Here is a 26,764-nt window from a genome sequence, read left to right on the forward strand (position 1 = left end):
GCACATGAAAGACCCGGCAGTCGCGAACCGACTGCCGGGTCTTTTCGTCTGGGAATGCCTTTTTCGGCAAGCGCGCCCCGTGCGGCCCGCGGCCCTTCGGCCACGGGCAAGGGGGCGCGACGTCAGGCGTTGGGCGCCGGGGCCGCGCCCCGCCGCGCCAGCGCGGCCAGCAGGAAGAAGCCGAGCGCGGCGAGCACCAGCAGCGAGGAGGCTGCCGCCAGCGTCGGATCGACCGCCACCCGCACGCCTTCCCACAGCTTGACCGCGATCGGCATCTGCAGCGTGCCCAGCACGAAGATGCTGATGAGCAGTTCCTGCGCCGACTGCATGAAGGCGAACAGCGCGCCGACGATGATGCCCGGCGCCACCACCGGGAAGGTGATGGTCAGCACCGCCCGCACCGGATGCGCGCCATGGATCACGGCGGCACGCTCCAGCGTCGGGTCGAAGGAGCGCAGGCTCGCGCCGAGATTGATCACCACGAACGGGATGCCGCCGATGGAATGGGCGATGGCAAGACCGAGGATGGTGTTGTTCAGCCCCAGCGGCACGTAGAACAGATAGGTAGAGACCGCCCGCACGATGTGCGGCGCCACCAGCGCCGAGAGCAGCAGCGCGGTGACCAGCGTCTTGCCCTTCACCCGGTAGCGCGACAGCGCGAAGCCGGCCGGCACGCCGAACAGCAGCGACAGCAGCGTGGTGATGGCGCCCACCTCGAGCGTGACGATGAAGGCGTTGATCCAGTCCGGGTTGCCGGCGATCTCCTGATACCATTTCAGCGAGAAGCCGCTCGGCGGAAACTGCAGCGCCGTCGTCGGATTGAACGAGGCGCCGATCACCACCACGATCGGGAACAGCAGGTAGAGCAGCACGGCGACGACGCTCGCGCCGAGCACCCATACGTCGATGCGCGCGTTCATCGCTGGTCCCCTCCCCACAGGCGGTCGATGTTGAAGAAGCGGTCGTAGATGATGGTCAGCACCATCGTCGCCACCAGCAGCACGATCGACAGTGCCGCCGCGTCGGTCCAGTTCAGCAGCGTCTCGGCGAGCACCAGGATCGACTGCGTGATCATGGTCTGGCGCGGGCTGCCGATCAGCGCCGGCACGATGAAGAAGCCGAGCGCGGAGATGAAGATCAGCAGGCAGGCCGAATAAACGCCGGCAAGGCTCAGCGGGAAGAACACGGTGCGGAAGGCGCGCCAGCGGCTCGCCCCGTGGATCTCCGCCGCCAGCATCAGCCGCCGGTCGATGCGCGACATGGCGCCGAACAGAGCGAGGATCATGATCGGCAGCAGCACCTGGATCATGCCGACGCAGACGCTGAACAGGTTGAACAGCAGCGGCAGCGGCTGGTCGACGATGCCAAGCCCGACGAGGATGTTGTTGATCAGCCCGCGCCGGCCGAGCAGCACGATCCATGAATAGCTGCGCACCACATAGTCGAGCCAGTAGGGCAGCGTGACCAGCACCAGGATCAGCGCCTGCAGGCGCCGGCCCACCACCGTCAGGGCGAAGGCGATCGGATAGCCGAGCACCAGGCAGCCTATCGTGGTGATGATGCTGATCTGCAGCGTGTTCCAGAACACCTTCAGGTAGATGTCGGAGCTGAAGATCTTGATGTAGCCCTGAAGGCCCGTGTCCATCAGACCGCGCCAGACCATGAGGGCGATCGGCGCGATGTAGAAGAAGATCAGCCAGAGCAGCGTCGGCGCCAGCAGCACGGTCGGCGCGAACCAGCTGCGCTGGAACAGCGGCAGCACGGGCGCCGGCGACGTCGGGCTCGGTCCGGAATCCTGGGAGCCGGCCATGCGCCTACTCCCCTGCCGGCAGCAGGCCGGCGCGGCCCGCATCCCAGGCCACCCGCACTGGCGCCCCGACCGACAGGTCGGCGATCTCGCGCGGCGAGGCCCACAGCATCAGGGTGTCGCTGCCGATGTCGACGATCAGCTTGTAGCTGTCGCCGAAGAACAGCATCTCGTGCAGCGTGCCGTTGAGCGTCGCGGAATCGGCCGTGCCCGGCGCGGCGAGCGCGAGGTCCTCCGGCCGCAGCAGCAGCATGACGTCGCTGCCGGCGATGAAGGTCCGCCGGCCGCCGCTCGGCAGGGTGAGCGCCGCGCCGTTGGACAGGCGCACCGTCTGCCCCTGCCCGTCCGCCGCCACCACCTTGGCCGGCAGCAGGTTGGCATTGCCGAGGAAGGAGGCGACGAAGGTGTTCTCCGGCTCCTCATAGACCTCGCGCGGGGAGCCGAACTGGGCGACCTGCGCGTTGCGCATCACCACCACGGCGTCCGACATGGTCAGCGCCTCGGTTTGGTCGTGCGTCACATAGATGAAGGTGGAGCCGAGCTTGCGGTGGATCTCCTTGATCTCGACCTGCAATTCGTCGCGCAGCTTCTTGTCGAGCGCGCCCAGCGGCTCGTCCATCAGCAGCAGGCGCGGGCGCCCGACCAGCGCGCGCGCCATGGAGACGCGCTGCTGCTGGCCGCCGGAGAGCTGGCGCGGATAGCGGTCCTCGAAGCCGGAAAGGCGCACGAGCTGCAGCGCCTCGCGCACCCGCTCGCCCAGCTCGTCCTTGCGCAGCTTGGTGCGCATGCGCAGCGGATAGGCGACGTTGTCGAACACCGTCATATGCGGGAACAGCGCATAGGACTGGAACACCATGCCGATGTTGCGCTTGTGCGGCGGGATGTCGGTGATCGGCTTGTCGTCGAACAGGAGCTGGCCGGCGTCGGGCGTGACGAAGCCCGCGATCATGTTCAGCGTCGTGGTCTTGCCCGAGCCGCTGGGCCCGAGCAGCGAGACGAACGAACCCGGCTCGATGTTCAGCGAGATGTCGTCAATGGCCAGCGTTCCGCGGAACGCCTTGCTGACGCCCACGAGGCGCACCCCGGCGCCCGCGGCGGTCTTCAGGTCGGCCGGGTCAACATTATGCATCGGCTATCCTAGGCGGTGGCGGGCGCGAGGGCCCGGCTCTGGTCGTGTCGGCAGGCTATCGGCACAGAAGGCCCAGCCGCTCGCGCGGCCGGGCCCCGGGATGTGTCGGACGAGGGGATCAGGATTGGATCCAGGTCTCGAAGCGCTGGGTGACGGCTTCGTAGTTGTCCACCCAGTACTTGAAGTCGATCTGGAACATCTTCTCCTCGTTGGCGGGATAGGACGGCATCGTCTCCGCGAACTTCTTGTCCAGAAGCTTGTAGGCCTTCTGGTTCACCGGAGCGGCGAAGATGATGCGGGCGAAGGCTGCCTGCGGCTCGGCGCTGGCGGCGAAGTTGAGGAACTTCATCGCGCCGGTCGGGTTCGGGCAGCCGCGGCAGACGAACCAGCACTCGGCATTGCCCTCGCTCGCGCCGCCGTCCCAGATGATCTCGAAGGGCTGGTTCTGGTTGAGGATCGAGTCGTTCGCGCGGGTCGACCAGATGGCGGTGAACTCGAGCTCGCCGCTGGCGATGAGCTGCTGCGGCTCGGAACCGGTCGAGAACCAGGTGACGATGTGCGGCTTGATCTCCTCGAGCTTCTTGAAAGCGCGGTCGAGATCCAGCGGGTAGAGCTTGTCCTTCGGCACGCCGTCGGCGAGCAGCGCGAATTCGAGCGTCTTGACCGGCGTACGCTGCAGCGAGCGCCCGCCCGGATACTTCTTCTGGTCCCAGAAGTCGGCCCAGGTCTTCGGGTGATCGTCCCCCGGCCAGCGCTTCTTGCTGTAGATCATCACCGTGGCGACGGAGCAGGCGCCGATGGCGTTCGGGTATTCGAGCTGCTCGGGCGACAGGTTGTTCTTGTCGATGATGCTGAAGTCGAGCGGCGTGCCCAGATTGTCGCGGATCATCCGCGTCGAATCCATGCCGTTGACCTCGACCGCGTCGAACTGCTGCTGCTTGGCCTGGTCCATCGCCAGCAGCTTCGAATAGTCATACGGGCTGACATAGCGGACCGGGATGCCCGACTTCTCGCTGAAGGGGTCGGCCAGCGCCTTCATGATGGCGTCCTTCCACGGACCGCCCCAGCCCATGACCGTCACCGGCTCCTCGGCCGCCTTGGCCGCGGTCGAGCTCAGAACGCTGGTGAAGGTCGAAAGGAGGGCCGAGCCGGCGGCGGCGGCACCCAGGCGGGTCAGAAAGGCACGGCGGTCCATGCCGCGCGTTTCTTCGAGGACGTCGCGCAAAATGCCGAGCGCTTCTTCTGTCTCTCTGTCTCGCATCAATCCATCTTTCGAGTTCGAGGTGCTGACCTATAAGCAAACGTAAACAATACACCAGCGCGTCACCAGTGCATGACCCATGAGGCGCACGCCCGCCCGCGCGCGCAATTATTTCTTTTCAAGCCCAATGCCATTATTTTCGAAAGCATTTGTTGTACTGATAAAATTTTACTCCAATACAAACGAAAATGACCACGAATCGGGCGCGCCAGCCAAACTGATGACCCACGGGAAATGGCGGCCGCTACACGGCCTGGCGCATGTGCCGCCCCGGATAGGCCGGCACCATGCCGGGAATGTAGGCATCCGAGATGAAGCCGGCGGAATGGGTCGCAAAGGCCTCCACCAGCCGCGATTTTCGGACGCTGGAGAGCGTCATCAGCCCGAGGTTCAGCACCGGAAAGTCGTTGGCGAGGCGCAGCCGGATCAGGCGCCGCCCGTCCAGCGCCAGGTCCGAGCGCGGGCGGGTGTTGGCGAGAGCGTAGCCGTGCCCGTTCGCCACCATGGTGCGGATGATTTCCTGATGCGTCGAGCGGGCGGCGATGTTCGGCTCCAGCCCCTCGCGCATGAACAAGGCAAGGAAATAGTCGCGCCCGCAGGGCAGGTCGAGCAGGATGTAGGGGAGCGGCGCCAGCTCGGCGAGCGTGGTGACAGACTGGCGCGCCAGCGGGTGCCCCTCGCCCACCAGCACATGGGTCGGCATGGCGGCGAGCGGCTGGAACTCGACCTCGGGCGGCAGGCGCAGGTCGAGGCTCAGCGCGGCATCGATCTCGGCGCGCTGCAGCGCCGCGATCAGGCCCTCCTGGTCATGGGGCGTCTGGTGGATCTTGGCGCCCGGATAGGCGGCCTCGAAGGAATGGGCGAGCTCGGGCATGACCAGCGGCGCCAGCGTGACCAGGCTGCCGACATTGATCTGCCCGCGCACCTGCGTGGTCGCCTCGGAGGCCATGGAGTACAGCCCCTCGGCCTGCCCGACCAGCGCCTTGGCCTCCTTCAGCATCGTCTGCCCGATCGGCGTCAGCGACAGGCCCTGGGCGTGGTGCCGCACGAAGAGCTGCACGCCGAGCTCGCGTTCCAGATGGGCGATGGCGGTGGATATCGACGGCTGCGAGATATGAACCCGTTCCGACGCCAGCGTGATGCTGCTCGTCTCGCCGGCCGCGATGAAGTACTCGAGCTGCCTCAACGTATATCGCATAGGTTACCCTCGCGGGGCCGGTACACGCGATGAGAGCGCTTCGTCCCCTGTCAGAGGCGCCTCATTTCCATATGGTATGGTTAGCTAGCAAACCGCATGCCGTTCACGACTAACGCTGTCGCCACCATCCACTTCTGGCGGTGCAGCAAGACCGATGCCGTTTGGCCGCCCGGCGTTGGGAATAAATTCTGCTTCATGAATTCAGAGGCCGGACCACGGATTTGTCTATTGCCGTCGCCGGCCGGCGGGGGCGAACCCATGGATACGGCACGGGATTATACGTATGACAAATGTGCAAACGGACGGCTTTATATGTATATACTAAATGCAATTCCACATTGCACGCTGAAGTCTTCCTATCTTCAAATTGTATACAATATTGCCGGGCTTATAGTTGCGGAATCCTCGAACCAAGGTAGCGCCTCGCCACCCGATTGCGCGCCCTCGCGGGACGCCGACGTGACGGTGAAAAGGAAGACGCGCGGCCCGGAAGGCGATGCGCATAGAGTTGACGTAAAAATAGGCGATTTACAGCCTATATAATAGGCATTTGCTTATAATTAGAACAATTACTAATTTCGCGCTTGGCCACGGCGGTTCGGCGCCTCCCCGTCGAAGCGCCGGCACTCCCCGGCTTAAACCTGCCGGAACAGCGGTGATCCGCCCCGCCCTCAGCCGCCCGTGTCAGATCAGCCGCAGGCCCTTCAGGCTGGCATGGCCGCTCTTGCCGACGATGATGTGGTCGTGCACCTCGATGCCGAGCGGCTTGGCGACGTCGATGATGGTCTTGGTCATCTGGATGTCGGCATGGGACGGCGTCGGGTCGCCGCTGGGATGGTTATGGACGAGGACGATCGCGCTCGCCGACAGCTCCAGCGCCCGCTTCACCACCTCGCGCGGATAGACCGGCGTGTGGTCCACCGTGCCGCGCTGCTGCACCTCGTCGAGAATGAGCTGGTTGCGCTTGTCGAGGAACAGGATGCGGAACTGCTCCTGCTCGGCGAAGGCCATCGCCGCGCGGCAATGGGCGAGCACCGCGCTCCAGGAGGACAGCACCGGGCGCGCGCGAACCTCCCCGCCCGTCACCCGCTCGACCGCGGCGCCGATGAGCTTCAGCTCGGTAGTGATCGCGTCCCCTACGCCCTTCACCTCGCGCAGCCGTCCCGGCGGGGCGGCGACCACCTCGGCGAAGGAGCCGAAGCGGTCGATCAGCGCCTTGGCCAGCGGCTTCACGTCCGCACGCGGCACGGCGCGGAACAGCACCAGCTCGAGCAGTTCGTAGTCCGGCAGCGCGTCGGCGCCCGCCTTGCGGAAGCGTTCGCGCAGACGCTCGCGATGGCCGATGAAATGCGCCGCCGGCTCCGACAGGCCGCCCGGCGCCGCGCCGGCTGGTCCGGCCGCGCCCTCGTCCTGCCCCCTTCTCCGCGCCATGCGGGCTCCCGAACGTTCAGTTGCCGCTGCTGAAGACGGGCTTGTGGTAGCCCTTCGGCGAGAGGGTGAAGATCTCGCAGCCGGTCTCGGTCACGCCCACCGTGTGCTCGAACTGGGCCGAGAGCGAGCGGTCGCGCGTCACCGCAGTCCAGCCGTCGGAGAGCACCTTCACATGCGGGCGGCCGAGATTGATCATCGGCTCCACGGTGAAGATCATGCCCGGCAGGAGCTCGGGCCCCTCGCCGCGCCGGCCGACATGGACGATGTTCGGCTCGTCGTGGAAGAGCTGGCCCACGCCGTGGCCGCAGAAGTCGCGCACCACGCTCATGTGGAACGGCTCGACGAAATCCTGGATCGCCGCGCCGATGTCGCCGACATGCCCGCCGGGACGGATCGCGGCGATGCCGCGCATCATCGATTCATAGGTGACGTCGAGCAGCCGCTCGGCCCGGCGCGGGATCTCGCCGACCGCGAACATGCGGCTCGAATCGCCGTACCAGCCGTCGAGGATCAGCGTGATGTCGACATTGACGATGTCGCCCTCGCGCAGCGGCTTGTCGTTCGGAATGCCGTGGCACACGACATGGTTGATCGAGGTGCAGACCGACTTGCGGTAGCCGCGATACATCAGCGTCGCCGGCAGCGCGCCGTGGTCCATGGCGAACTCGAACACCACATTGTCGATGGCGTCGGTCGTGACGCCCGGCCCGACCATCTCGTGAATGAGGTCGAGCGCCTGCGCCGCGAGCTGACCCGCGCGCCGCATGCCGGCAAATCCTTCCGGTCCGTGCAGCTTGATATGGCCGGTCTTGCGCAGCGGCGCGCCGGCCGCCTCCACATAGCTCATTGTCTGAATTCCACCATCGGATGTCGGGCTGAATGTAAGCGATCCGCGCCCGGGCGCAAGAAAGGCGGCACCGAAGGCTGCTCCTTGGACGGGCGCCGGGCCGCCTCAACCCACCGCCTTCGCCATGTGCACCAGCCGGCGGTCCGGCATCTGCTCGACGCGTTCGATCGAATAGCCCTTGCGGCGGTACCAGTGGATGTTCGCGGCCAGCGGCTCGCCGGTGTAAAGGCGCAGCGTACGCCGGCCGAGCGCCCGCGCGCGCACCTCGCCGGCGGCGAGCAGCAGGTTGCCCACGCCCTGCCCCTGCGCCATCGGCGCCACCGACAGGCTATCGATGACGAGATCGTCCGGGCGGGTGTGCAGCACCAGCACGCCCGCGAGGCCCTTCTCGCCGTCCAGCACCCACACCTCGCGCCCGCGCATGATCTGTGCGTAGTCCCACAGCAGCGGCACCGGCTCGACGCCGAGCAGGATGCGGTTGCTGGCATAGGCGGCCTGCTGCACCGTCCGGATGGAATCGAGGTCATCGAGGCTGGCGCGGCGCAGCGTGCCGCCGGGCAATTCCAGCGCATTCGCGTTCAGCACCGCGAGCGGCACGATCTGGCGGCCCTCGGCGTCGAAATTGCCGGCCGCGAGCCAGGCTTCCATCGCCACCGCGCGCTGCGGCCATTCCTCGGCCAGCATCGAGAACCAGGCCGTGTCGCGGTTGCGGCCCTTGACGATCATGTGGTGGCGGAAGACGCCCTCGAACACGAAGCCGTAGCGCTCCGCCGCCCGGCGCGAGGGGGCGTTGAGTGCGTTGCACTTCCATTCGTAGCGCCGGTAGCCGAGTTCCTCGAACACGTGGCGCGCCATCAGGTACATCGCCTCGGTGCCGCCCGGCGTGCGCATCAGCGCGGGGACATAGAGGATGTTGCCGACCTCGATCACCCGGTTGGCGGCGTCGATCCGCAGATAGGTCACGTGGCCGAGCACCGCGCCGTCCCGCACGTCGAGGATCGCGAACAGCAGCGGGTCCTCGCGCGTCGCGGCGGCGCGGTAGTGCTCCTCGAAGGCAGCATAGTCGGCGAACGGACCCGCGCCGAGATAGGCCCACAGCCAGTCATGCTCCGCCCCCTGCGTCGCGGCGAACAGGCCCGGGCCGTGGCGCTCCACGTCGAACGGAACCAGCGTGATGAAGCGTCCGTCCAGCGCCTCGCGGGCCGGGCGGCATGCCGGAGCGGCATCGACCGGCTCTCCGAGAGGCAGCATCCTGTCTTCGCTCATAAGCTCACCACCCGGGGATTGTAAGCGGCACCGGCCGCAACAGCATACGCACTTGAACGACCCCGCTGTCCGTGTGACAGGAAGGAAAAAACTACAAGTCGTTTGTGCGGGAAAAGCCGGCACAAACCTGCCTAGGACCCGAAGATGCCCGCCACGCCTTATGTCATCCGCCCCGTTGCCGGCTTCGAACGCATGGGCGAGGAGAACGCCTTCGCCGTGCTTTCGCGCGCCAGTGCCCTTGCCGCGCAGGGACGCGACATCGTCAATCTCGGCATCGGGCAGCCGGACTTCCCTACACCCCAGCATATCGTCGAGGCGGCTATCAAGGCCCTGCGCGACGGCCATCACGGCTACACGCCCTCGACCGGCATCGAGCCGCTGCGGGTGGCGGTCGCGGCCGACGTCCAGCGCCGCCTCGGGGCCGAGATCGACCCCGGCCGCGTCGTCATCGTGCCGGGCGGCAAGGTGACGATGTTCGGCGCAATCCTGATGATGGGCGAGCCGGGTGCGGAGATCCTCTATCCCGATCCGGGCTTTCCGATCTACCGCTCGATGATCGAGTTCACCGGCGCCCGGCCGGTGCCGGTGCCGATCCGCGAGGAGAACGGCTTCGCCTTCTCGGCCGAGGAGACGCTGGACCTCATCACGCAGGACACGCGGCTGCTGATACTCAACTCCCCGGCCAATCCGACCGGCGGCGTCGCTCCCAAGGCGGAGATCGACAAGCTGGTGGCCGGCCTCGCCGACCATCCCCACGTCGCCATCCTCTCCGACGAAATCTACGACCAGTTCCTGTTCGACGGCGAACAGCATACCTCGCTGCTCGCCTATCCCGAGATCCGCGACCGGCTGGTGCTGCTGAACGGCTGGTCGAAGACCTATGCCATGACCGGCTGGCGGCTCGGCTGGGCGCTGTGGCCGGACGGTCTGTACGACGCCGCGCGCAAGCTCGCAGTCAACGCCTGGTCCTGTGTCAACGCGCCGGCACAGTACGGCGCGCTCGCCGCCCTCACCGGGCCGCAGGACTGCGTGGCCGACATGGTCGCCGAGTTCGACCGACGCCGGCACCTGGTGGTGGACGGGCTGAACGCGCTCCCCGGCGTCTCCTGCACCATGCCGAAGGGCGCCTTCTACGCCTTCCCCAACATCACCGGCACCGGCTGGCCGTCCGCCAAGGAGCTCGCCTCGACGCTCCTCGAGAAGGCCGGCGTCGCCACTGTCGGCGGGCCGGATTTCGGCATCCATGGCGAGGGCTATATCCGCCTGTCCTACGCCAATTCGGCGGAGAACATCGCGCGCGGGCTCGACCGCATGGGCCAGTTCCTCGCCACCGAGCGGGCAGCGTGAGGGGACAGGGAGGCGGCAGGACGATGGCGGCACGCCTCCCCCTCCTCCCGCTCTGCCTGCTCGCCCCCATGTTGCTCGCGGCCGCGCCGGCCGCCGCCCGCGACGGCGTGCCGGAAGCCGCCGGCTGCCAGTCGCCGACCCTGGCGCCGCGCGAGTATCTCGACTGCCTGAACCGCGAGCAGAAGCGCAGCGACCGCGACGTCTCCAATGCCGTCGCCGGGGCTACCGCCGCCATCCAGGCGCGCGAGGATCTGCAGTCGGCGCAGCGCCGGCGCTGGGTCGCGCTGCTGAAGGAGGCGCAGGCGCGCTTCGTCGGCTGGCGCAACTTCGAATGCCAGAGCATCGCCCCCTATGAGGGCAGCGACGGCAGGCGCACCATCGGCGGGCGGATCGGCGGCATCGGCGTGATCGAGGAACGGCTGTTCTGCCTGATCGCCGCCAACAGCCACCGCGCGGCCGACCTCTCGCGCCGCTATCCCCCGCCTGCCGGCTGGCAGCCCCCGGCCGACAGGCCGGAGGCGGACGCCGCGCCCGATCCGGTGGAGGCCGCGAGCCGGGTCCCGAGCGGGCCGGTGCGCATCATCGACATGGCCCCGGCGGGCCCATGAGGGCGAATTCGGCGGCGCGGGTTGCCGCGGGCGGCGAATAAGGCGAGTCTGGCCCGCCCATCAGCACGCGCCCGGCCGTCCGCCGCCGCGGCGCAGCAGGAAAGGCATCCGATGTCCAAGGTCATCTCGATCGGCGAGGTCATGGTCGAGCTGTCGCGCGGCGCGGACGGGCGCTACGGCCTGTCCTTCGGCGGCGACACGTTCAACACGGCGGTCTATCTCGCCCGGGCCGGCGTCGAGACGGCCTATGCCACCGCGCTCGGCGACGACCCCTATTCCGAATCGATCCAGGCCGCGGCCAGCGCCGAGGGCATCGACATCCGGCACATGGTCCGCGTCGTCGGGCGCACGGCCGGCCTGTATCTGATCGACACCGACGCCAGGGGCGAGCGCAGCTTTACCTACTGGCGCGACAGCTCGCCCGCGCGCGATCTGTTCGAGCTGCCGAACTGGGAAGCGACCGCCGAGCGCATCATCGAGACCAGCGTGATCTACCTGTCCGGCATCACGCTCGCCCTCTATTCGAACACCGGGCTCGGGCGCCTGCTGGCGACGCTCGAATTCGCCCGCGAGCGGGGATCACGCATCGTGTTCGACGGCAATTTCCGCCCCGCCGGCTGGGGCGGCGACATCGCCCGCGCCCGCGCCGTCTACGCGCAGGCGCTCAAGCGCACCTCGATCGCGCTGCCGACCTTCGACGACGAGACGCGGCTGTGGGGCGACGCCTCGCCCGCCGCCACCGCCGAGCGCCTCGCCACCTTCGGCGTGCCGGAAGTGGTGGTGAAGAACGGCGCCGAGGGCGCGCTGGTGATGGCCGGCGGCGCTTCCCAGTTCGTGCCGATCCCGCGTCCGGTGGAGCCGGTCGACACCACCGCCGCCGGCGACAGCTTCAACGCCGCCTATCTCGCCGCCCGACTCGACGGGCAGGCGCCGGGCCCCGCGGCCGAGGCCGGCCACGTGCTCGCCGGCCAGGTCATCCGCCATCGCGGCGCGATCCTGCCGCGCCAGGCCAACGCCTGATTGCCGGGCCACGCCGGGCCAGGTTCGGCGGAGGCGAGAACGCTTCTGAGAATTACTTGCAAGTTATTGGCCTGACTTGATTTTCTGCGCCTGTGAGGCTATCCGTCCGGCCCGTGGCGCGCGGCGCCGACGGTCACACAACGGCGGCGCAGATGACACAGACCCTTCGGATCGCGGTGGGCAGCGTGGGCGTCAGCATCCTCGTGCTGGCGCTCAAATACCTCGCATACCTCCTCACCGGCAGCATCGCGCTCTATTCGGACGCGCTGGAGAGCCTGGTCAACGTCGCGACGGCGGGAACGGCCGTGCTGGCGCTGCGCGTCAGCGCCCGGCCCGCCGATGCCGCGCACCCCTATGGCTATGCGAAGGCCGAATATTTTTCCGCCGTAATCGTCGGCGTGCTGATCGTCGTCGCCGCGCTGTCGATCTTCCGCGAGGTCTATCTCGGCTGGCTCAACCCCGTGCCGCTCAACGCCGCCCCGTCCGGCCTCGCCGTCAACGCCCTCGCCGGCGTGATCAACGCGGTGTGGTGCGTGGTGCTGCTGCGCCAGGGGCGCCGCGCCCGCTCGCCGGCCCTCACCGCCGACGGCCGGCATCTCTTCACCGACGTTCTGTCCTCGGCCGGCGTGCTGGCTGGCGTCGTCGTCGCCGGCATGACCGGCTGGGAACGGCTCGACCTCATCCTCGCCGGGCTGGTGGCGGTGAACATCCTGTGGTCGGGCTGGACGGTGCTGAAGGAGAGCGTCGGCGGGCTGATGGACCATGCGGTGCCGGAGGATACGCTCGGCCTGATCCGCCGGCGCATCGCCGACGAGGCCACCGGCGCCATCGAGGCGCACGACCTGCGCACCCGGCAGGCGGGGCGGATGATCTTCGTCGACTTCCACCTCGTCGTGCCGGGCGAGATGGCGGTGCGCGAGGCGCACGCCATCTGCGACCGGATCGAGGATGCGCTGGAGGCCGAGGTGGCCGACATCCTCGTCAACATCCATGTCGAGCCGGAAGGCAAGGCCAAGCACCAGGGCATCCCGGTGCTGTAGCCGGCCAAGGCGGGAGCGTCACGCCGCCCCCGCCCGTGGCCTCAGCGCCCGGCCTGAAGCGCCGCCAGCAGCTCGGGCGTGGGGTAGGAATCGGCCGGCATGCCGAGCCGCATCTGCTCCACCTTCACCGCCTGCCGCGTCGCCGAGCCGAGAATGCCGTCGACCCCGCCGACATGGTGGCCGCGCTGGTTGAGCAGCGTCTGGAGCTGCCTTACCTGCGACATGGACATCACCGGGATCGCCTTGCCCGCCCCGCGGTCGAACGGCCCTGCCCCGGCGACGCGGGTGGCGAGATAGGCCGCCGAGGTCGCGTAGACGAGCGAGTTGTTCCATTCGGTGAAGACGTCGAAATTGGGATAGGCGAGGAAGGCCGGCCCGCTCCGCCCCATCGGCAGCAGCAGCGATGCGGTGAGTTGGTCGGCCGGCAGCTGCCCGCCGCCCGCCCGCACCACGCCCATGCGCGCCCACTGCGAACGCGGCAACTTGATCGAGAGATCCGCCTGGTCCCAGGGCAGGTTCTTGGGCACGCGCACCTCTTCCAGCCAGGGCTGGCCGCGCTTCCAGCCGAGCGCGCGGATGTAGTTGGCGGCCGAGGCCAGCGCGTCGGGATGCGAACGCAGGAGGTCGACCCGCCCGTCGCCGTCGAAGTCGACGCCGTAGTTCAGATAGTGGTCCGGCAGGAACTGGAACGAGCCGAGCTCACCCGCCCAGGGCCCGCGCATCGACTGCGTGGTCAGGTCGCCACGGTCGATGATCTTCATCGCGGCGAGGAGCTGGGTGCGGAACATCTCCGCCCGCCGGCAGTCCCAGGCCAGCGTCGCGACCGAGCGGATGGTCGGCTTGTCGCCCATATTGGCGCCGAAATCCGTCTCCAGCCCCCAGAACGAGACCAGCACCGCCCCCGGCACGCCGAACTGCTGCTCGATCCGGTTGAACAGCGACTGGTTGCCGTTGATGAGCTGGCGCCCCTTCTGAATCCGGTAGTTCGCGACCATGCGGTCGGAAAACTGGAAGAAGCTCTGCGCGAACACGCCCTGCCGGCGATCCAGCGCCACGATGTTGGGATCGTAGCGCACGCCGTCGAGCGCGGCGGCGGCGGCACGCGGCGAGACGCCCTGCGAGACCGCGTAGTTCTTGAACTGCGCCAGCCAGGCGTCGAATCCGGCACCGCTGGTGCCGCATTGCTGGAGTTGCTGGGCACTTGCGGCGAGAGGCGAGGCGAGAGGCGCACAGAGCGCCGCCGCGATGGCGACGCGGCGGAGCCTGGTGGTCAGGCGGCCCATGAAGTTTCCCCCGAATGATTCGTGTTCGATTGGGCGACAGCTAAGCAATCTACAGGAAATGCGGCGACGGCGGGGTCACGGGCACGCAATCGGCGAGGCGATCGGGCACGAAGGCGCCTCTCCGGCGAATTGACCGGGCTCCGCCTTTGGTCGACTATGGCCCCGTTCCAAGGGGAGCCCCGCTAGGGGGCTGAGAAATCGCCGGCGGAGCCTTCGGGCTTTCGCGACGCGTTGACCCTTCGAACCTGATCCGGGTCATGCCGGCGAAGGGATCGGAACCGAATGGCGCCTCGTGCCGACCGCGCAACGCCATCTTTCCCCTGACGTCACACTGCCCGGGTCTCCCAACCGATGGTTCAGGAGATCCACATGACGACCACCCCGCAAAAGCCGCCGCACAATGCCGCTTCCCCTAAGGAGGCGGGCGACATCGGCGTCGCCACCGGGCCGATTCCCGGCTCGCGCCGCATCTATGCCGAATGCCCCGCGCGCGGTTTCCGCGTGCCGTTCCGCGAAATCCAGCTCCACCCCTCGGCCGGCGAGCCGAACCTCGCCGTCTATGACGCCTCCGGCCCCTATACCGACCCGGCGGCGGTGATCGACATCGCGGCCGGCCTGCCCCGCCCGCGCGAGGAATGGGTGCGCGCACGCGGCGACGTCGAGGACTATGACGGCCGCCTCGTGAAGCCGGAGGACAACGGCCATGTCTCGGCCGAAAGGCTGGTGGCGCCCTTCCCGCTCCACCGGCGCCCGCTGCGCGCCCGCAACGGGGCGGTGACGCAGATGGCCTATGCGCGCGCGGGCATCGTCACGCCGGAGATGGAATATGTCGCCATCCGCGAAAACGGCCTGCGCGAGCGCGTGCGCGACATCATCCGCGACGGCGAGGATTTCGGCGCATCAATTCCCGACGTGGTGACGCCCGAATTCGTGCGCGACGAGGTGGCGCGCGGGCGCGCCGTCATCCCGGCGAACATCAACCATGGCGAGCTGGAGCCGATGGCGATCGGCCGCAACTTCCTGGTCAAGATCAACGCCAATATCGGCAATTCCGCCGTCACCTCCTCGGTCGCCGACGAGGTCGACAAGATGGTGTGGGCGATCCGCTGGGGAGCCGACACGGTGATGGACCTCTCGACCGGGCGCAACATCCACAACATCCGCGACTGGATCGTGCGCAACTCGCCGGTTCCGATCGGCACCGTGCCGATCTACCAGGCGCTGGAGAAGGTCGGCGGCGTCGCCGAGGATCTGAGCTGGGAGGTGTTCCGCGACACGCTGGTCGAGCAGGCCGAGCAGGGCGTGGACTATTTCACCATCCATGCCGGCGTGCGCCTGCCCTTCGTGCCGCTGACCGCCAACCGCGTCACCGGCATCGTCTCGCGCGGTGGCTCGATCATGGCCAAGTGGTGCCTCGCCCATCACCGCGAAAGCTTCCTCTATGAGCGCTTCGCCGAGATCTGCGAGATCATGCGCGCCTATGACGTCACCTTCTCGCTGGGCGACGGGCTGCGCCCCGGCTCCATTGCCGATGCCAACGACGCCGCTCAGTTCGCCGAGCTCGAGACGCTGGGCGAGCTGACGCAGATCGCCTGGGCCAACGACTGCCAGGTGATGATCGAGGGCCCCGGCCATGTGCCGATGCACAAGATCAAGGCCAATATGGACAAGCAGCTCGCCGCCTGCGGCGAGGCGCCCTTCTACACGCTCGGGCCGCTGACGACCGACATCGCCCCGGGCTACGACCACATCACCAGCGCCATCGGCGCGGCGATGATCGGCTGGTTCGGCACCGCCATGCTCTGCTACGTCACGCCGAAGGAGCATCTCGGCCTGCCCAACCGAGACGACGTGAAGACCGGCGTCATCACCTACAAGATCGCCGCTCACGCCGCCGACCTCGCCAAGGGCCACCCGCTGGCGCGCGCCTGGGACGACGCGCTCTCGCGCGCCCGCTTCGAGTTCCGCTGGCAGGACCAGTTCAACCTCGCGCTCGATCCCGACACGGCGATGGCCTTCCACGACGAGACGCTGCCCAAGGAGGCGCACAAAGTGGCGCATTTCTGCTCCATGTGCGGGCCGAAATTCTGCTCGATGAAGATCAGCCAGGACATCCGCGATGCCGCCCGAGCGGCCGAGCGGGAGAACGGCATGGATGCGATGAGCGAGGCGTTCCGCGCCGGCGGCGGCGCGCTCTACCGCCCCGCCCCGGCGGCGGAATGAGGGCGTGCGGGCGGCTCCCCGGCGCCGCCCGCGCACCCTTCCCTCCCCCTGCCCCTGCCTCGCGCGGGGCCGGTTGTCACCGGGGACGGCGCAGCCCATTGTGCCGTCCCCGTCGTCCCAGGCTCCCCGTCGAGGCTTCCATGCATGTCGTGATGCTGCTCTACCCGAACCTCACGCAGCTCGACCTCACCGGCCCCTACGAGGTGTTCGGCCGCTTTCCCGAGCTCGAGCTGCACCTCGTCTGGAAGACACGCGATCCGGTCGCCGACTGCCGTGGCCTCACCTTGCTTCCGACCCATGATTTTGCCGACTGCCCGCCGGCGGACATCCTCTTCGTGCCCGGCGGCCCGGGCCAGCTCGCGCTGATGGAGGACGCGGGGACCCTCGATTTCCTGCGGCGACAGGCGGCGGGCGCACGCTACGTCACCTCGGTCTGCACCGGCTCGCTGGTGCTGGCGGCCGCCGGCCTGCTGGCGGGCCGGCGCGCGACCTCGCACTGGCTGTCGCTGGACCAGCTCGCCCTGTTCGGCGCGGAGCCGGTGGCCGAACGCGTGGTGATGGACGGGCCGGTCGTCACCGGCGCGGGGGTGACCTCGGGAATCGACTTCGCGCTCGCCCTCACCGCGCGCATCTTCGGAGAGGCGCGGGCGCGCCATGCCCAGCTCTTCATGGAATACGATCCCGCCCCGCCCTTCCCCGGCGGCTCGGCCACGACCAGCGAGCCGGCACTGGTGGCGCAGATCCGCGCCGAGACCGGCGCTTTCCAGAACCGTCGGAACGAGGCGGCCAAGCGTGCGGCGGCTCTCCTTTCGGCCGGTGCGGAAGGAGCGGCCTCGTGAGCGCGCCGACCCGGCCCATCCCCGCTGTCCTTGCCGTCGTCGTGCGGGACGGAGAGGTGCTGCTGGTGCGCCGCGCCAACCCACCGGACCAGGGCCTGTGGGGCTTTCCCGGCGGGCGCATGGAGATGGGCGAGACCCATCTCGAGGCGGCGCTGCGCGAGCTCTCCGAGGAGACCGGCATCGTCGCCGACACGCCGCGCCTCATCACCGCGCTGGACTTCATCCAGCACGACGCGGCGGGCACGCTCGCCCATCATTTCGTGATGATCGCGGTGCTGTGCCGCTGGCGTGCGGGCGAGGCCGTCGCCGCCGACGATGCGCTGGAGGCGCGCTGGTTCTCCCGCGCCGAGATCGCCGGGCTCGGCGACAGCGCCAGCCTGAAGGTGGAGTGGCTGAGCGAGGCCGCCTTCTCCTTCGCCACCGAGACGACCTGACGCGCGCCCACAAAGAAAAAGGGGCCTCCCGTGGGAGGCCCCGATACGTGTCGCGCCGGCCGGCTCGCGGCCCGCCGGCGCGTCGTCCGTCAGGCGTGCGCGGAAGCCGTGCCCGCCTTGCCCTCGATGACCGGCGTCGCCGGCGCGAGGGTCGACTTCGCGACATGGGCGTTCAGCACCTTCGGCAGCACGGCGAGCGCGAGGAAGGCGGCGAACAGGTCCATGCCGGCGACGGTGTAGAGCACGGTCGACCAGGTGCCGGTCGCCTCCATCAGCACGTTGCCGATCGGCACGAACAGGGCGCCGATGCCCTTGGCGGTGTAGAGCACGCCGTAGATCTTGCCGATGTGCTTGGTGCCGAAGGCGTCGCCCGCCAGCGCCGAAAACAGCGAGTAGACCTCACCCCAGGCCAGGAACACCACGCCCGACAGGATCAGGAACGCCCACGGATTGTGGCCGAAATAGCCGAGCGCGATGATGCCGGTGCCTTCCAGCGAGAAGGCGATGACCATGGTCTTCTCGCGGCCGATATGGTCGGAGACCCAGCCGAACAGCGGACGCGAGATGCCGTTCATCACGCGGTCGAGCATCAGCGCCAGCGGCAGCGCGGCCATGGTGAAGAAGTAGAGGTTGACCTCGAACTCCTTCACGCCGAGGTCCACGGCGATGACGCCGAGCTGGGCCACCGCCATCATGCCGCCCGTCACCACGCAGGTGAACATGAGCAGCATCAGCCAGAACAGCCTGGTGTTGAGCGCTTCCTTGAGCGTGTAGTCGCGCCGGCTCTGGCTGACCTTGCCGGACACCTTCACCTCGCCCGCCGCCGGCGCGCGCAGGAACCAGGCGGCGATGAAGGCGAGGCCGCCCTGCAGCAGGCCGAAGAAGAAGAACGTCTCCTGGAAGCCCGAGGAATCGATCATCGCCGCAATCGGCAGGATGGTCGCGGCCGAGCCCGCGCCATAGCCGCCCGCGGTGAGGCCGACGGCGAGGCCGCGACGGTCCGGGAACCACTTCAGCGCATTGTTGATGCAGGTGGCGTAGATGCAGCCGACGCCGACGCCGCCGACCGCAGCGCCGAGATAGAAGCCGGGAAGGCTCATGGCCTGCGAGTTGATGACCCAGGCGGTGCCGATCATCAGCGCGCCGAAGGCCACCATCATGCGCGGGCCGAGCTTGTCGATGAAGTAGCCCTCGATCGGCGCCAGCCAGGTCTGGACGAGGACGAAAATGGTGAACGCAATCTGGATCGATGCGCGCTCCCAGCCGAAGGTTTCCTGGATCTCGGGGACGAACAGGGTCCAGGCGTACTGGATGTTGGCGGTCGCCACCATGCAGACGACGCCGACGGCAAGCTGAAGCCAGCGACGGCCTTCCGAGAATTCCGCGCCGGAGCCCATGGGCGCAGGGGTGGACGTAGACGTGCTCAAGGGGCGATCTCCTCTCCCAATCGACAATTCGCCGCGGATCGGCGTCCTTGTTGCGGGCCGGCCCATCGGGCCGATCCGGGCTCTTCCGGCCCCGGCGCACAGGGCGCCGCCGGCCGCGTTGCGCGACAGGTCCCTTGCCCCATCCCGTGACCCCTCGCGGGGGTTACTGAGGGTGACGCAGGGTTTCTTCGCCAATCCGCTGTGTGGCGACCATATTACACAATATTATGTATGCCAATTGCCTTTTTGAGGTGGGATACACCTAGGTAATATTCAGATTTATATTCTATATATTCTTAGAAAACTCAATTCATGTCAGATTTATTCGGGCATCCCCACACCTTACGCTGCGTATCACGTCAGTTTCCGTCCGATATGCCCCTGTAATTCCCTAGCGTAAATACGACGACGAACCCGCCTCCCTCGCCTCGCCCTGCCAAGGCGTGCTGCCGGGCTTGGCGATTCGGGGCGGCGATTACGTTCGGATTTCTGGAAGCTTGCTGACGTCTCGCCCGCGGGTCCCGCACGGCCGGAAGCGGCCGGCACAAACAAAAAGGGCGCGCCCGCAGGCGCGCCCGAAAGAAAGGGTCCGAAGACCGAAGATGGAAGCGGACTACTCCGCCGCCATCGCCGAGGTCGACGCCGCCTGCGCGGTGCGCTTGCCGTGCGCCTGGCGCAGCGGCTTCAGCACCACGATCGCCATCACGGCGGCGATGATGTTGAGGGCCGCGGCCGACAGGAACACCGCCTGCCAGTTGCCCGTCATGGTGGTGATGATGCTGGTGAACGGCACGATGATCGCCGCCGTGCCCTTGGCCGTGTACAGCAGGCCGGCATTGGTGGTGGCGAAACGGGTGCCGAAGGCATCGCCGCACATGGCGGGGAACAGGCTGTAGATCTCGCCCCAGGCGAAGAACACGAGGCCGGTCAGGATCACGAACATGAACGGGTTGTGGCCGAGCACGCTCAGCGCGTAGATGCCGACGCCCTCGATGGCGAAGGCGAGGAACATGGTGTTCTCACGGCCGATCTGGTCCGACACCCAGCCGAAGAAGGGGCGCGTCAGGCCGTTCAGCACGCGGTCGATGGCCGCGGCGAAGGTCAGCGCCGGCAGGGTGATGCCGATCAGCGTGACCGGGGCCTCGGAGATGCCGAAGTCCTTGGCGATCGGGCCGAGCTGGGCGGTCGCCATCAGGCCGCCGGCGGCCATCATGACGAACATCGCGTACATGACCCAGAACAGCGGGGTGGAAAGCATCTCCTTCGGCGAGAAGTCGCGGGCCGACTGGGCGACCTTGGTGGCGACGTTCACGGCGAACTGGGCGATCTGCTCCTTCTTCGGCGCCATCAGGAACAGCGAGAGCACGGTGATGACGATGCCCTGGCCGATGCCGAAATAGAAGAAGGCCGCCTCGTAACCCTGACCCTTGATCATGTTCTGGATCGGGATGACGGTCAGCGCCGAGCCCGCGCCGAAGCCGGCCGCGGTGATGCCGGCGGCGAGACCGCGGCGATCCGGGAACCACTTGAGCGAGTTGCCGACGCAGGTGCCGTAGACCGCGCCGGCGCCGATGCCGCCGACCGCCGCGGCGATGTAGAGCACCGTCAGCGACATGGCGTAGGCGTTCAGCACCCAGGCGAGGCCGCACATGATGCCGCCGAACAGCACCACGACGCGCGGGCCGTACTTGTCCACGAACCAGCCCTCGACCGGCACCAGCCAGGTCTCGGTGACGATGAAGATCGAGAACGCGACCTGGATGGCGGCACGATCCCAGCCGTGACGCTCCTGGATCGGGCTCACGAAGAACGTCCAGCCGTACTGCATATTCGCGATCATGCACATGCAGATCACACCGAACAGCAGCTGGAGCCAGCGCGTCTTATTCATTGATGACGTTACGGCAGTGCTCATTTTATTCCTCGAACGTTTCCGAACGTAAGTGGTGAAGGGTTTATTGTTCTTGTTGTTGAATCCACACACGACCAGCCCCTTCCGCAGGAGTTCGGTCAGAGATCGTTGGGGAATATAGCCGGATTTTTTTGTTATGCAAAATTTTGCATACCAGCCATCCCCAACGGCAGGAGCGGGAAACTTCCCTAACGTAAGTTTCCCTTGGGGAATGCTTGCCCTCATCTTTACCTAACGGAATGTCGACCGATCCTTCCATGCCGGCTCCCGGCCGAGCCATGCGGCAGGCGCAGGCATGCGCCGGCTGCCCGCCGGACGCTTCGTGCGGCCGCGTACAGCGTGACGAGGGGTGCGGAAATGAAGGGAATCAAGCCGTCGCGCGGCGCTTCATCGGGCCGGAAGCGGCCCGTCGCGACATCCGCCCGGGCGGACCGGGGTACGGCAAAACCCGCTGATGGACATTCATTATATGTTATATGATGTTGAGAACGCCTGTCGGGGCCCGGGAGAATCGGGCGCCGATCCCAAAAGATCGAGCCGCCGGCACGGGCCAGCCCCGCTGCCGGACCGAACGCTCGGCGACAACAACAAAACTCACTATGGAGAGGACCCCGACCTGTGGAAAGCGCCGACCAGACGAGACTGAACATCGCTCCCCTCGCGGCCAATACCAGCCTGCGCACGCTGGCCTATGATGCCATCAAGAAGGCCATCACCGAGATGGACATGTATGGCCAGGAGAGCGAGATCCGGCTCGACGAACGGCAGCTCTCGCAGGACCTCGGGGTGAGCCGCACGCCCATCCGCGAGGCGCTCACCGTGCTGGAGCAGGAGGGCTTCGTGCGCTCCGTGCCGCGGCGCGGCATCTTTGTGGTGCGCAAGTCGAAGGGCGAGATCATCGAGATGATCATCGTCTGGGCGGCACTGGAGAGCATGGCCGCGCGCCTCGCCGCCGAGCGCGCGCGCGACGACGACATCGCCCAGCTCCGCGACATGTTCCACGATTTCGACGACGACGCGCCCTCCGAGCACATGAACGAGTACTCGGACGCCAATATCCGCTTCCACCAGACCATCATCCGCCTCTCGGGCTGCCAGATGATCGCCGAGATGACGGCGAACCTGTTCATCCATATCCGCGGCATCCGCGCCGTCTCGGTGCGCCAGGAGAACCGCTCCGAGCGCTCGCTGCAGGAGCACCGCGCCATCATCGCCGCGCTGGTGGCGCGCGATGCCGACCTCGCCGAGCGCCTGGTGCGCGAGCACACGCTGGGCCTCGCCGCCCATGTCGAGAAGCACGGCCGCTTCCCCTCCTGAGCGGGCGCCCTGCGGGGCCCGGGCCGGCGACGCTGCCCGGACCTGAGCCCCGGCCCCATCCCGCGCCGAATCCGACCCGCGGAGCCCTGCCCTCTCGCCGACAAGCCGCCGGGCGGCCCGCTCCGCCCACGCTGCGGGCGGCGCCCGGCAGTCCCTTCCTGGCCCGCGAATCGGCCTGCCGCCTCAGGCGCTTGGCACGCCGCGCCGGAACTTTTGAACACCGCCCGGCGCATTCTGTTCAGCCCGCCTCGCCATGCGTGCCAAGCCGTGGTATATTGCATACTGTAAATGCGATGCGCCTCGTAAACCCGACAGACAGAAAGGGATTGGGCGCATACGTGACGATAGGGAAAGAGGAGCGCGGCCGCTCCCGGCAGAGGGGACATTCCAATTGACACGTTGGTATTTGGTATGCCAATGTTTCCGGAATTCCCCGGCGGATTTTCCGCAGAGGACATTTCGGTGAGCAGCAAGGCGGTACTGAACAAGCGTTGGCAAAGTGGTGAGCACGGCCTGGCCATCGAACGACTGCCGGCCAAGGAGAGCTTCAAGAGCAAGGCCTACGCCGCTCTGAAAGAGGCGATCACCAACATGAACATCTACGGCTCCAGCGAGCCGTTGCTGCTCGACGAAAGGGACATTTCCGAGCGTCTCGGCGCGAGCCGGACGCCGATCCGCGAGGCGGTCGCGATGCTGGAGCAGGAAGGCCTGCTCCGGGCCGTGCCCCGGCGGGGCATACTGGTGGTTCGCCGCAGCAAGGCCGAGATCGTCGAGATGATCGAGGCCTGGGCGGCGCTGGAAAGCATGGCGGCCCGCCTTGCCGCGCAACGCGCGAGCGACGAGGCGATCGCCGAGTTGAGGATGTTTTTCAAGGAATTCGACCTCTCCCGTATCGAGCGGGACCGGTGTGACGAGTATTCGACCGCGAATATCGCGTTCCACCAGGCCTTGATACGGTTGAGCGGCTCGAAGCTGCTCGAGGCGATGACGGAGAACCTGTTCTTTCACGTCAGGGCAATCCGGCACCGCACGATCTTCGAGATGGACCGGGCGCAGCGTTCGGCGTCCGACCACCTCGAGATCATCCTCGCCATCGAAGCGCGGGACGCGGACCGCGCGGAACGTCTGGTCCGGGACCACACGTTCAGGCTGGCGAGATATGTCGAGAACCATGTGGACCTAGATTAAGGCGGCCGAACCCGCCGGAAGTGTTTGGGAGGGAAAATGGGATGTCCGCAGTCGCACAAATGATTGACGTAAACGCCGCCGCCGACGCCGAGCAGGAGCTCACCGACGGCTTCCATCTCGTCATCGATGCGCTCAAACTCAACGGCATCGAGACGATCTACGGAGTGCCCGGCATTCCGATCACCGATCTCGGCCGTATGGCGCAGGCCGAAGGCCTCCGCGTGGTGTCGTTCCGCCACGAGCAGAACGCCGGCAACGCGGCCGCCATCGCCGGCTTCCTCACCAAGAAGCCCGGCATCTGCCTCACCGTCTCGGCCCCCGGCTTCCTGAACGGCCTGACGGCGCTGGCCAACGCCACCACCAACTGCTTCCCCATGATCCTCATCTCGGGCTCCTCGGAGCGCGAGATCGTCGACCTTCAGCAGGGCGACTATGAGGAGATGGACCAGCTCGCGATCGCCAAGCCGCTCTGCAAGGCGGCGTTCCGCGTGCTGCACGCCGAGGATATCGGCATCGGTGTCGCCCGCGCCATCCGCGCCGCGGTCTCCGGCCGCCCGGGCGGTGTCTATCTCGACCTGCCGGCCAAGCTGTTCTCGCAGGTGATGGACGCCGACAAGGGCGCCAAGTCGCTGGTCAAGGTGATCGACGCGGCCCCCGCGCAGCTCCCCGCCCCCTCCGCCGTCGCCCGCGCGCTCGACGTCCTCAAGGGCGCCAAGAAGCCGCTGGTGATCCTCGGCAAGGGCGCCGCCTACGCGCAGGCCGACGAGGAGATCCGCACCTTCGTCGAGACCTCGGGCATCCCCTTCCTGCCGATGTCCATGGCCAAGGGCCTGCTGCCCGACACCCACGAGCTCAACGCCGGTGCGGCGCGCTCGGTGGTGTTGAAGGACGCGGACGTGGTGCTGCTGGTCGGCGCGCGGCTGAACTGGCTGCTGTCGCACGGCAAGGGCAAGACCTGGGGCGACGCGCCGAAGCAGTTCATCCAGATCGACATCGAGCCCAAGGAGATGGACTCCAATGTCGAGATCGTCGCCCCCGTGGTCGGCGATATCGGCTCCTGCATCTCCGCGCTGCTCGACGGCGTGAAGGCCGGCTGGACCGCTCCCCCCTCGGAGTGGATCGAGACCATCAAGGCCCGCAAGGACGTCAACATCGCCAAGATGTCCCAGCGCCTGCTCAAGAACTCCACGCCGATGGACTTCCACTCGGCTCTGGGCGCGCTCAAGCAGGTCATCAAGGAGCGTCCCGACGCGATGCTGGTCAATGAGGGCGCCAACACCCTCGACCTCGCCCGCGGCGTGATCGACATGTACCAGCCGCGCAAGCGCCTGGACGTCGGCACCTGGGGCGTGATGGGCATCGGCATGGGCTTCGCCGTCGCCGCCGCGGTCGAGACCGGCAAGCCGGTGCTCGCGGTCGAGGGCGACTCGGCGTTCGGCTTCTCCGGCATGGAGGTGGAGACGATCTGCCGCTACAACCTGCCGGTCTGCATCGTGGTGTTCAACAATAACGGCATCTATCGCGGCCTCGACACGGACCCGACCGGTCGCGATCCGGGCACGACGGTGTTCGTGAAGGACTCCCGCTACGACAAGATGATGGAGGCCTTCGGCGGCGTCGGCGTCAACGCGACGACCCCGGACGAGTTGAAGCGCGCCGTCGACGCGGCGATGGACTCCGGCAAGCCGACCCTCATCAACGCGGTGATCGATCCGGCCGCCGGTAGCGAGAGCGGCAACATCGGCAGCCTCAACCCGCAGAGCGTCGTGAAGAAGAAGAGCTGACGACAAACCGGCGGGTGGGGAGATCCCCGCCCGCCATCCCCTCAAGACGAGAAAAACAACGGCGTAAAAAACGCCGAGTACTTCGAGAGGAAACCTCATGGGCAAGGCATTGGACGGCGTTCGCGTCCTCGATTTCACTCATGTTCAGTCGGGACCGACCTGCACCCAGCTTCTGGCGTGGTTCGGCGCCGACGTCATCAAGGTAGAGCGCCCGGGCGAGGGTGACGTCACCCGCGCCCAGCTCCGCGACGTTCCGAACGCGGACAGCCTCTACTTCACCATGCTGAACTCCAACAAGCGCTCGATCACGCTCGACACCAAGAATCCCGAGGGCAAGAAGGTCCTCGAGGAGCTGGTGAAGAGCTGCGACGTGATGGTGGAGAACTTCGCCCCCGGCGCCCTCGACCGCATGGGCTTCTCCTGGGAGCGCATCCAGGAGCTCAATCCGCGCATCATCCTCGCCTCCGTGAAGGGCTTCGGCCCCGGCCCGTTCGAGGATTGCAAGGTCTATGAGAACGTCGCCCAGTGCACCGGCGGCTCGGCCTCGACCACCGGCTTCCGTGATGGCCTGCCGCTCGTGACGGCCGCCCAGATCGGCGATTCCGGCACCGGCCTGCACCTGGCGCTCGGCATCGTCACCGCCCTCTATCAGCGCACCCTGACCGGCCGCGGCCAGAAGGTGCTGTGCGCAATGCAGGACGCGGTACTGAACTTCTGCCGCGTCAAGCTGCGCGACCAGCAGCGCCTCGAGCGTGGGCCGCTGCGCGAATACAGCCAGTTCGGCGAGGGCATTCCCTTCGGCGACGCCGTGCCGCGCGCGGGCAACGATTCCGGCGGCGGCCAGCCCGGCCGCATCCTGCGCTGCAAGGGTTGGGAGCACGATCCCAACGCCTACATCTATTTCATCACCCAGGCTCCGGTCTGGGAGAAGATCTGCGACGTCATCCACGAACCCGAGTGGAAGACCGACCCCAATTACGCGACGCCGGCCGCGCGCCTGCCGCACCTCAACGAGATCTTCACCCGCATCGAGGCGTGGACCATGGCCCACACCAAGTTCGAGGCGATGGAGATCCTCAACGAGCTCGACATCCCCTGCGGGCCGGTGCTCTCGATGAAGGAGATCGCCGAGGACCAGTCGCTCTATGCGAGCGGCACGCTGGTCTCGATCGATCACCCCACCCGCGGCACCTACCTGACCGTCGGCAACCCGATCAAGCTGTCGGACAACGACGTCCAGGTCGCGCGCTCGCCGCTGCTGGGCGAGCACACCGAGGAGATCCTCGCGCAGGTGCTCGGCTTCGACGAGGGCCGGATCAGCGAGGTCAAGGCCTCCGGCGCCGTGGGCCTTCCGGTCCGCCTCGCCGCGGAATGAGCTTCGGTGCCGGCGCTTCGGTGCCGGC

The 26,764-nt window shown here is 67.4% G+C and carries 22 protein-coding genes and 1 riboswitch; of the genes, 11 read left to right on the plus strand and 11 right to left on the minus strand.

The window, feature by feature from the left end:
* Positions 1–122 precede the first annotated feature (122 nt).
* The 8 genes from NVS89_RS20420 to NVS89_RS20455 form a co-directional block, all read right to left on the minus strand.
* Entirely contained in the window at positions 123–920 is a 798-nt protein-coding gene (locus NVS89_RS20420; protein WP_258734607.1) for an ABC transporter permease, read from the minus strand.
* Positions 917–1,810, minus strand: coding sequence for an ABC transporter permease (locus NVS89_RS20425; protein WP_258734608.1), 894 nt, complete (start codon positions 1,808–1,810; stop codon positions 917–919). The genes NVS89_RS20420 and NVS89_RS20425 overlap by 4 nt, the downstream gene beginning before the upstream one ends.
* Before the next feature lie 4 nt (positions 1,811–1,814).
* Positions 1,815–2,936, minus strand: a complete 1,122-nt coding sequence (locus tag NVS89_RS20430) for an ABC transporter ATP-binding protein (RefSeq protein ID WP_258734609.1) — start codon at positions 2,934–2,936, stop codon at positions 1,815–1,817.
* Between the two features lie 118 nt (positions 2,937–3,054).
* On the minus strand, positions 3,055–4,131 hold the full coding sequence (locus NVS89_RS20435) for an ABC transporter substrate-binding protein (protein WP_258734610.1): 1,077 nt from the start codon (positions 4,129–4,131) through the stop codon (positions 3,055–3,057).
* A gap of 310 nt (positions 4,132–4,441) precedes the next feature.
* Positions 4,442–5,395: a LysR family transcriptional regulator gene (locus tag NVS89_RS20440; RefSeq protein ID WP_258734611.1), complete on the minus strand. Its 954-nt coding sequence runs from the start codon at positions 5,393–5,395 to the stop codon at positions 4,442–4,444.
* 684 nt (positions 5,396–6,079) lie between these two features.
* Positions 6,080–6,826, minus strand: a complete 747-nt coding sequence (gene radC / locus NVS89_RS20445) for a RadC family protein (protein WP_258734612.1) — start codon at positions 6,824–6,826, stop codon at positions 6,080–6,082.
* A gap of 16 nt (positions 6,827–6,842) precedes the next feature.
* Positions 6,843–7,673 (minus strand): type I methionyl aminopeptidase, encoded by an 831-nt coding sequence (gene map / locus NVS89_RS20450; protein WP_258734613.1) that lies wholly within the window; start codon positions 7,671–7,673, stop codon positions 6,843–6,845.
* A gap of 105 nt (positions 7,674–7,778) precedes the next feature.
* The gene (locus NVS89_RS20455; RefSeq protein ID WP_258734614.1) at positions 7,779–8,924 is read right to left on the minus strand and encodes a GNAT family N-acetyltransferase; all 1,146 of its coding nucleotides are present in this window, start codon (positions 8,922–8,924) and stop codon (positions 7,779–7,781) included.
* Positions 8,925–9,083: 159 nt separating this feature from the next.
* Here NVS89_RS20455 and NVS89_RS20460 point away from each other — a divergent pair, with 159 nt between their 5' ends.
* From NVS89_RS20460 to NVS89_RS20475, 4 genes are all read left to right on the plus strand, one after another.
* On the plus strand, positions 9,084–10,286 hold the full coding sequence (locus NVS89_RS20460) for a pyridoxal phosphate-dependent aminotransferase (RefSeq protein WP_258734615.1): 1,203 nt from the start codon (positions 9,084–9,086) through the stop codon (positions 10,284–10,286).
* A 23-nt stretch (positions 10,287–10,309) separates the two neighbouring features.
* Complete coding sequence (locus NVS89_RS20465; protein ID WP_258734616.1) at positions 10,310–10,894, plus strand: lysozyme inhibitor LprI family protein; 585 nt, start codon at positions 10,310–10,312, stop codon at positions 10,892–10,894.
* A gap of 111 nt (positions 10,895–11,005) precedes the next feature.
* Positions 11,006–11,914: a sugar kinase gene (locus NVS89_RS20470; protein WP_258734617.1), complete on the plus strand. Its 909-nt coding sequence runs from the start codon at positions 11,006–11,008 to the stop codon at positions 11,912–11,914.
* A gap of 152 nt (positions 11,915–12,066) precedes the next feature.
* Positions 12,067–12,954 (plus strand): cation diffusion facilitator family transporter, encoded by an 888-nt coding sequence (locus tag NVS89_RS20475; protein WP_258734618.1) that lies wholly within the window; start codon positions 12,067–12,069, stop codon positions 12,952–12,954.
* 41 nt (positions 12,955–12,995) lie between these two features.
* Here NVS89_RS20475 and NVS89_RS20480 read toward each other — a convergent pair whose 3' ends face one another.
* Positions 12,996–14,237 carry a lytic murein transglycosylase gene (locus tag NVS89_RS20480; RefSeq protein ID WP_258734619.1) on the minus strand — a complete coding sequence of 414 codons (1,242 nt, stop codon included), beginning with the start codon at positions 14,235–14,237 and terminating at the stop codon, positions 12,996–12,998.
* A 160-nt stretch (positions 14,238–14,397) separates the two neighbouring features.
* A riboswitch (TPP riboswitch) is annotated at positions 14,398–14,526 on the plus strand.
* An 80-nt stretch (positions 14,527–14,606) separates the two neighbouring features.
* Here NVS89_RS20480 and thiC point away from each other — a divergent pair.
* From thiC to NVS89_RS20495, 3 genes are all read left to right on the plus strand, one after another.
* On the plus strand, positions 14,607–16,460 hold the full coding sequence (thiC, locus tag NVS89_RS20485; RefSeq protein ID WP_258734620.1) for a phosphomethylpyrimidine synthase ThiC: 1,854 nt from the start codon (positions 14,607–14,609) through the stop codon (positions 16,458–16,460).
* Positions 16,461–16,600: 140 nt separating this feature from the next.
* Positions 16,601–17,299, plus strand: coding sequence for a DJ-1/PfpI family protein (locus tag NVS89_RS20490; RefSeq protein WP_258734621.1), 699 nt, complete (start codon positions 16,601–16,603; stop codon positions 17,297–17,299).
* Entirely contained in the window at positions 17,296–17,733 is a 438-nt protein-coding gene (locus tag NVS89_RS20495) for an NUDIX hydrolase (RefSeq protein ID WP_258734622.1), read from the plus strand. Before NVS89_RS20490 ends, NVS89_RS20495 begins: the two co-directional genes overlap by 4 nt.
* 89 nt (positions 17,734–17,822) lie before the next feature.
* Here the strand turns inward: NVS89_RS20495 and oxlT (NVS89_RS20500) are convergent, their stop codons facing one another.
* Both oxlT (NVS89_RS20500) and oxlT (NVS89_RS20505) read right to left on the minus strand, forming a co-directional pair.
* On the minus strand, positions 17,823–19,130 hold the full coding sequence (gene oxlT / locus NVS89_RS20500; protein ID WP_374114610.1) for an oxalate/formate MFS antiporter: 1,308 nt from the start codon (positions 19,128–19,130) through the stop codon (positions 17,823–17,825).
* A gap of 643 nt (positions 19,131–19,773) precedes the next feature.
* The gene (oxlT, locus tag NVS89_RS20505; protein ID WP_258734624.1) at positions 19,774–21,075 is read right to left on the minus strand and encodes an oxalate/formate MFS antiporter; all 1,302 of its coding nucleotides are present in this window, start codon (positions 21,073–21,075) and stop codon (positions 19,774–19,776) included.
* 615 nt (positions 21,076–21,690) lie between these two features.
* On the opposite strand from oxlT (NVS89_RS20505), the gene NVS89_RS20510 reads away from it, so the two are divergent.
* The 4 genes from NVS89_RS20510 to frc all read left to right on the plus strand — a co-directional run bounded on the left by NVS89_RS20510 (position 21,691) and on the right by frc (position 26,736).
* Complete coding sequence (locus tag NVS89_RS20510; protein ID WP_258734625.1) at positions 21,691–22,389, plus strand: GntR family transcriptional regulator; 699 nt, start codon at positions 21,691–21,693, stop codon at positions 22,387–22,389.
* 462 nt (positions 22,390–22,851) lie between these two features.
* The gene (locus tag NVS89_RS20515; protein ID WP_258734626.1) at positions 22,852–23,577 is read left to right on the plus strand and encodes a GntR family transcriptional regulator; all 726 of its coding nucleotides are present in this window, start codon (positions 22,852–22,854) and stop codon (positions 23,575–23,577) included.
* Positions 23,578–23,618: 41 nt separating this feature from the next.
* Positions 23,619–25,361 (plus strand): oxalyl-CoA decarboxylase, encoded by a 1,743-nt coding sequence (gene oxc, locus NVS89_RS20520; protein ID WP_258734627.1) that lies wholly within the window; start codon positions 23,619–23,621, stop codon positions 25,359–25,361.
* A 97-nt stretch (positions 25,362–25,458) separates the two neighbouring features.
* The gene (gene frc, locus NVS89_RS20525; protein ID WP_258734628.1) at positions 25,459–26,736 is read left to right on the plus strand and encodes a formyl-CoA transferase; all 1,278 of its coding nucleotides are present in this window, start codon (positions 25,459–25,461) and stop codon (positions 26,734–26,736) included.
* The last annotated feature ends 28 nt before the right edge of the window (positions 26,737–26,764 follow it).

Source organism: Ancylobacter mangrovi, from assembly GCF_024752355.1.
Taxonomy (GTDB): Bacteria; Pseudomonadota; Alphaproteobacteria; order Rhizobiales; family Xanthobacteraceae; genus Ancylobacter; species Ancylobacter mangrovi.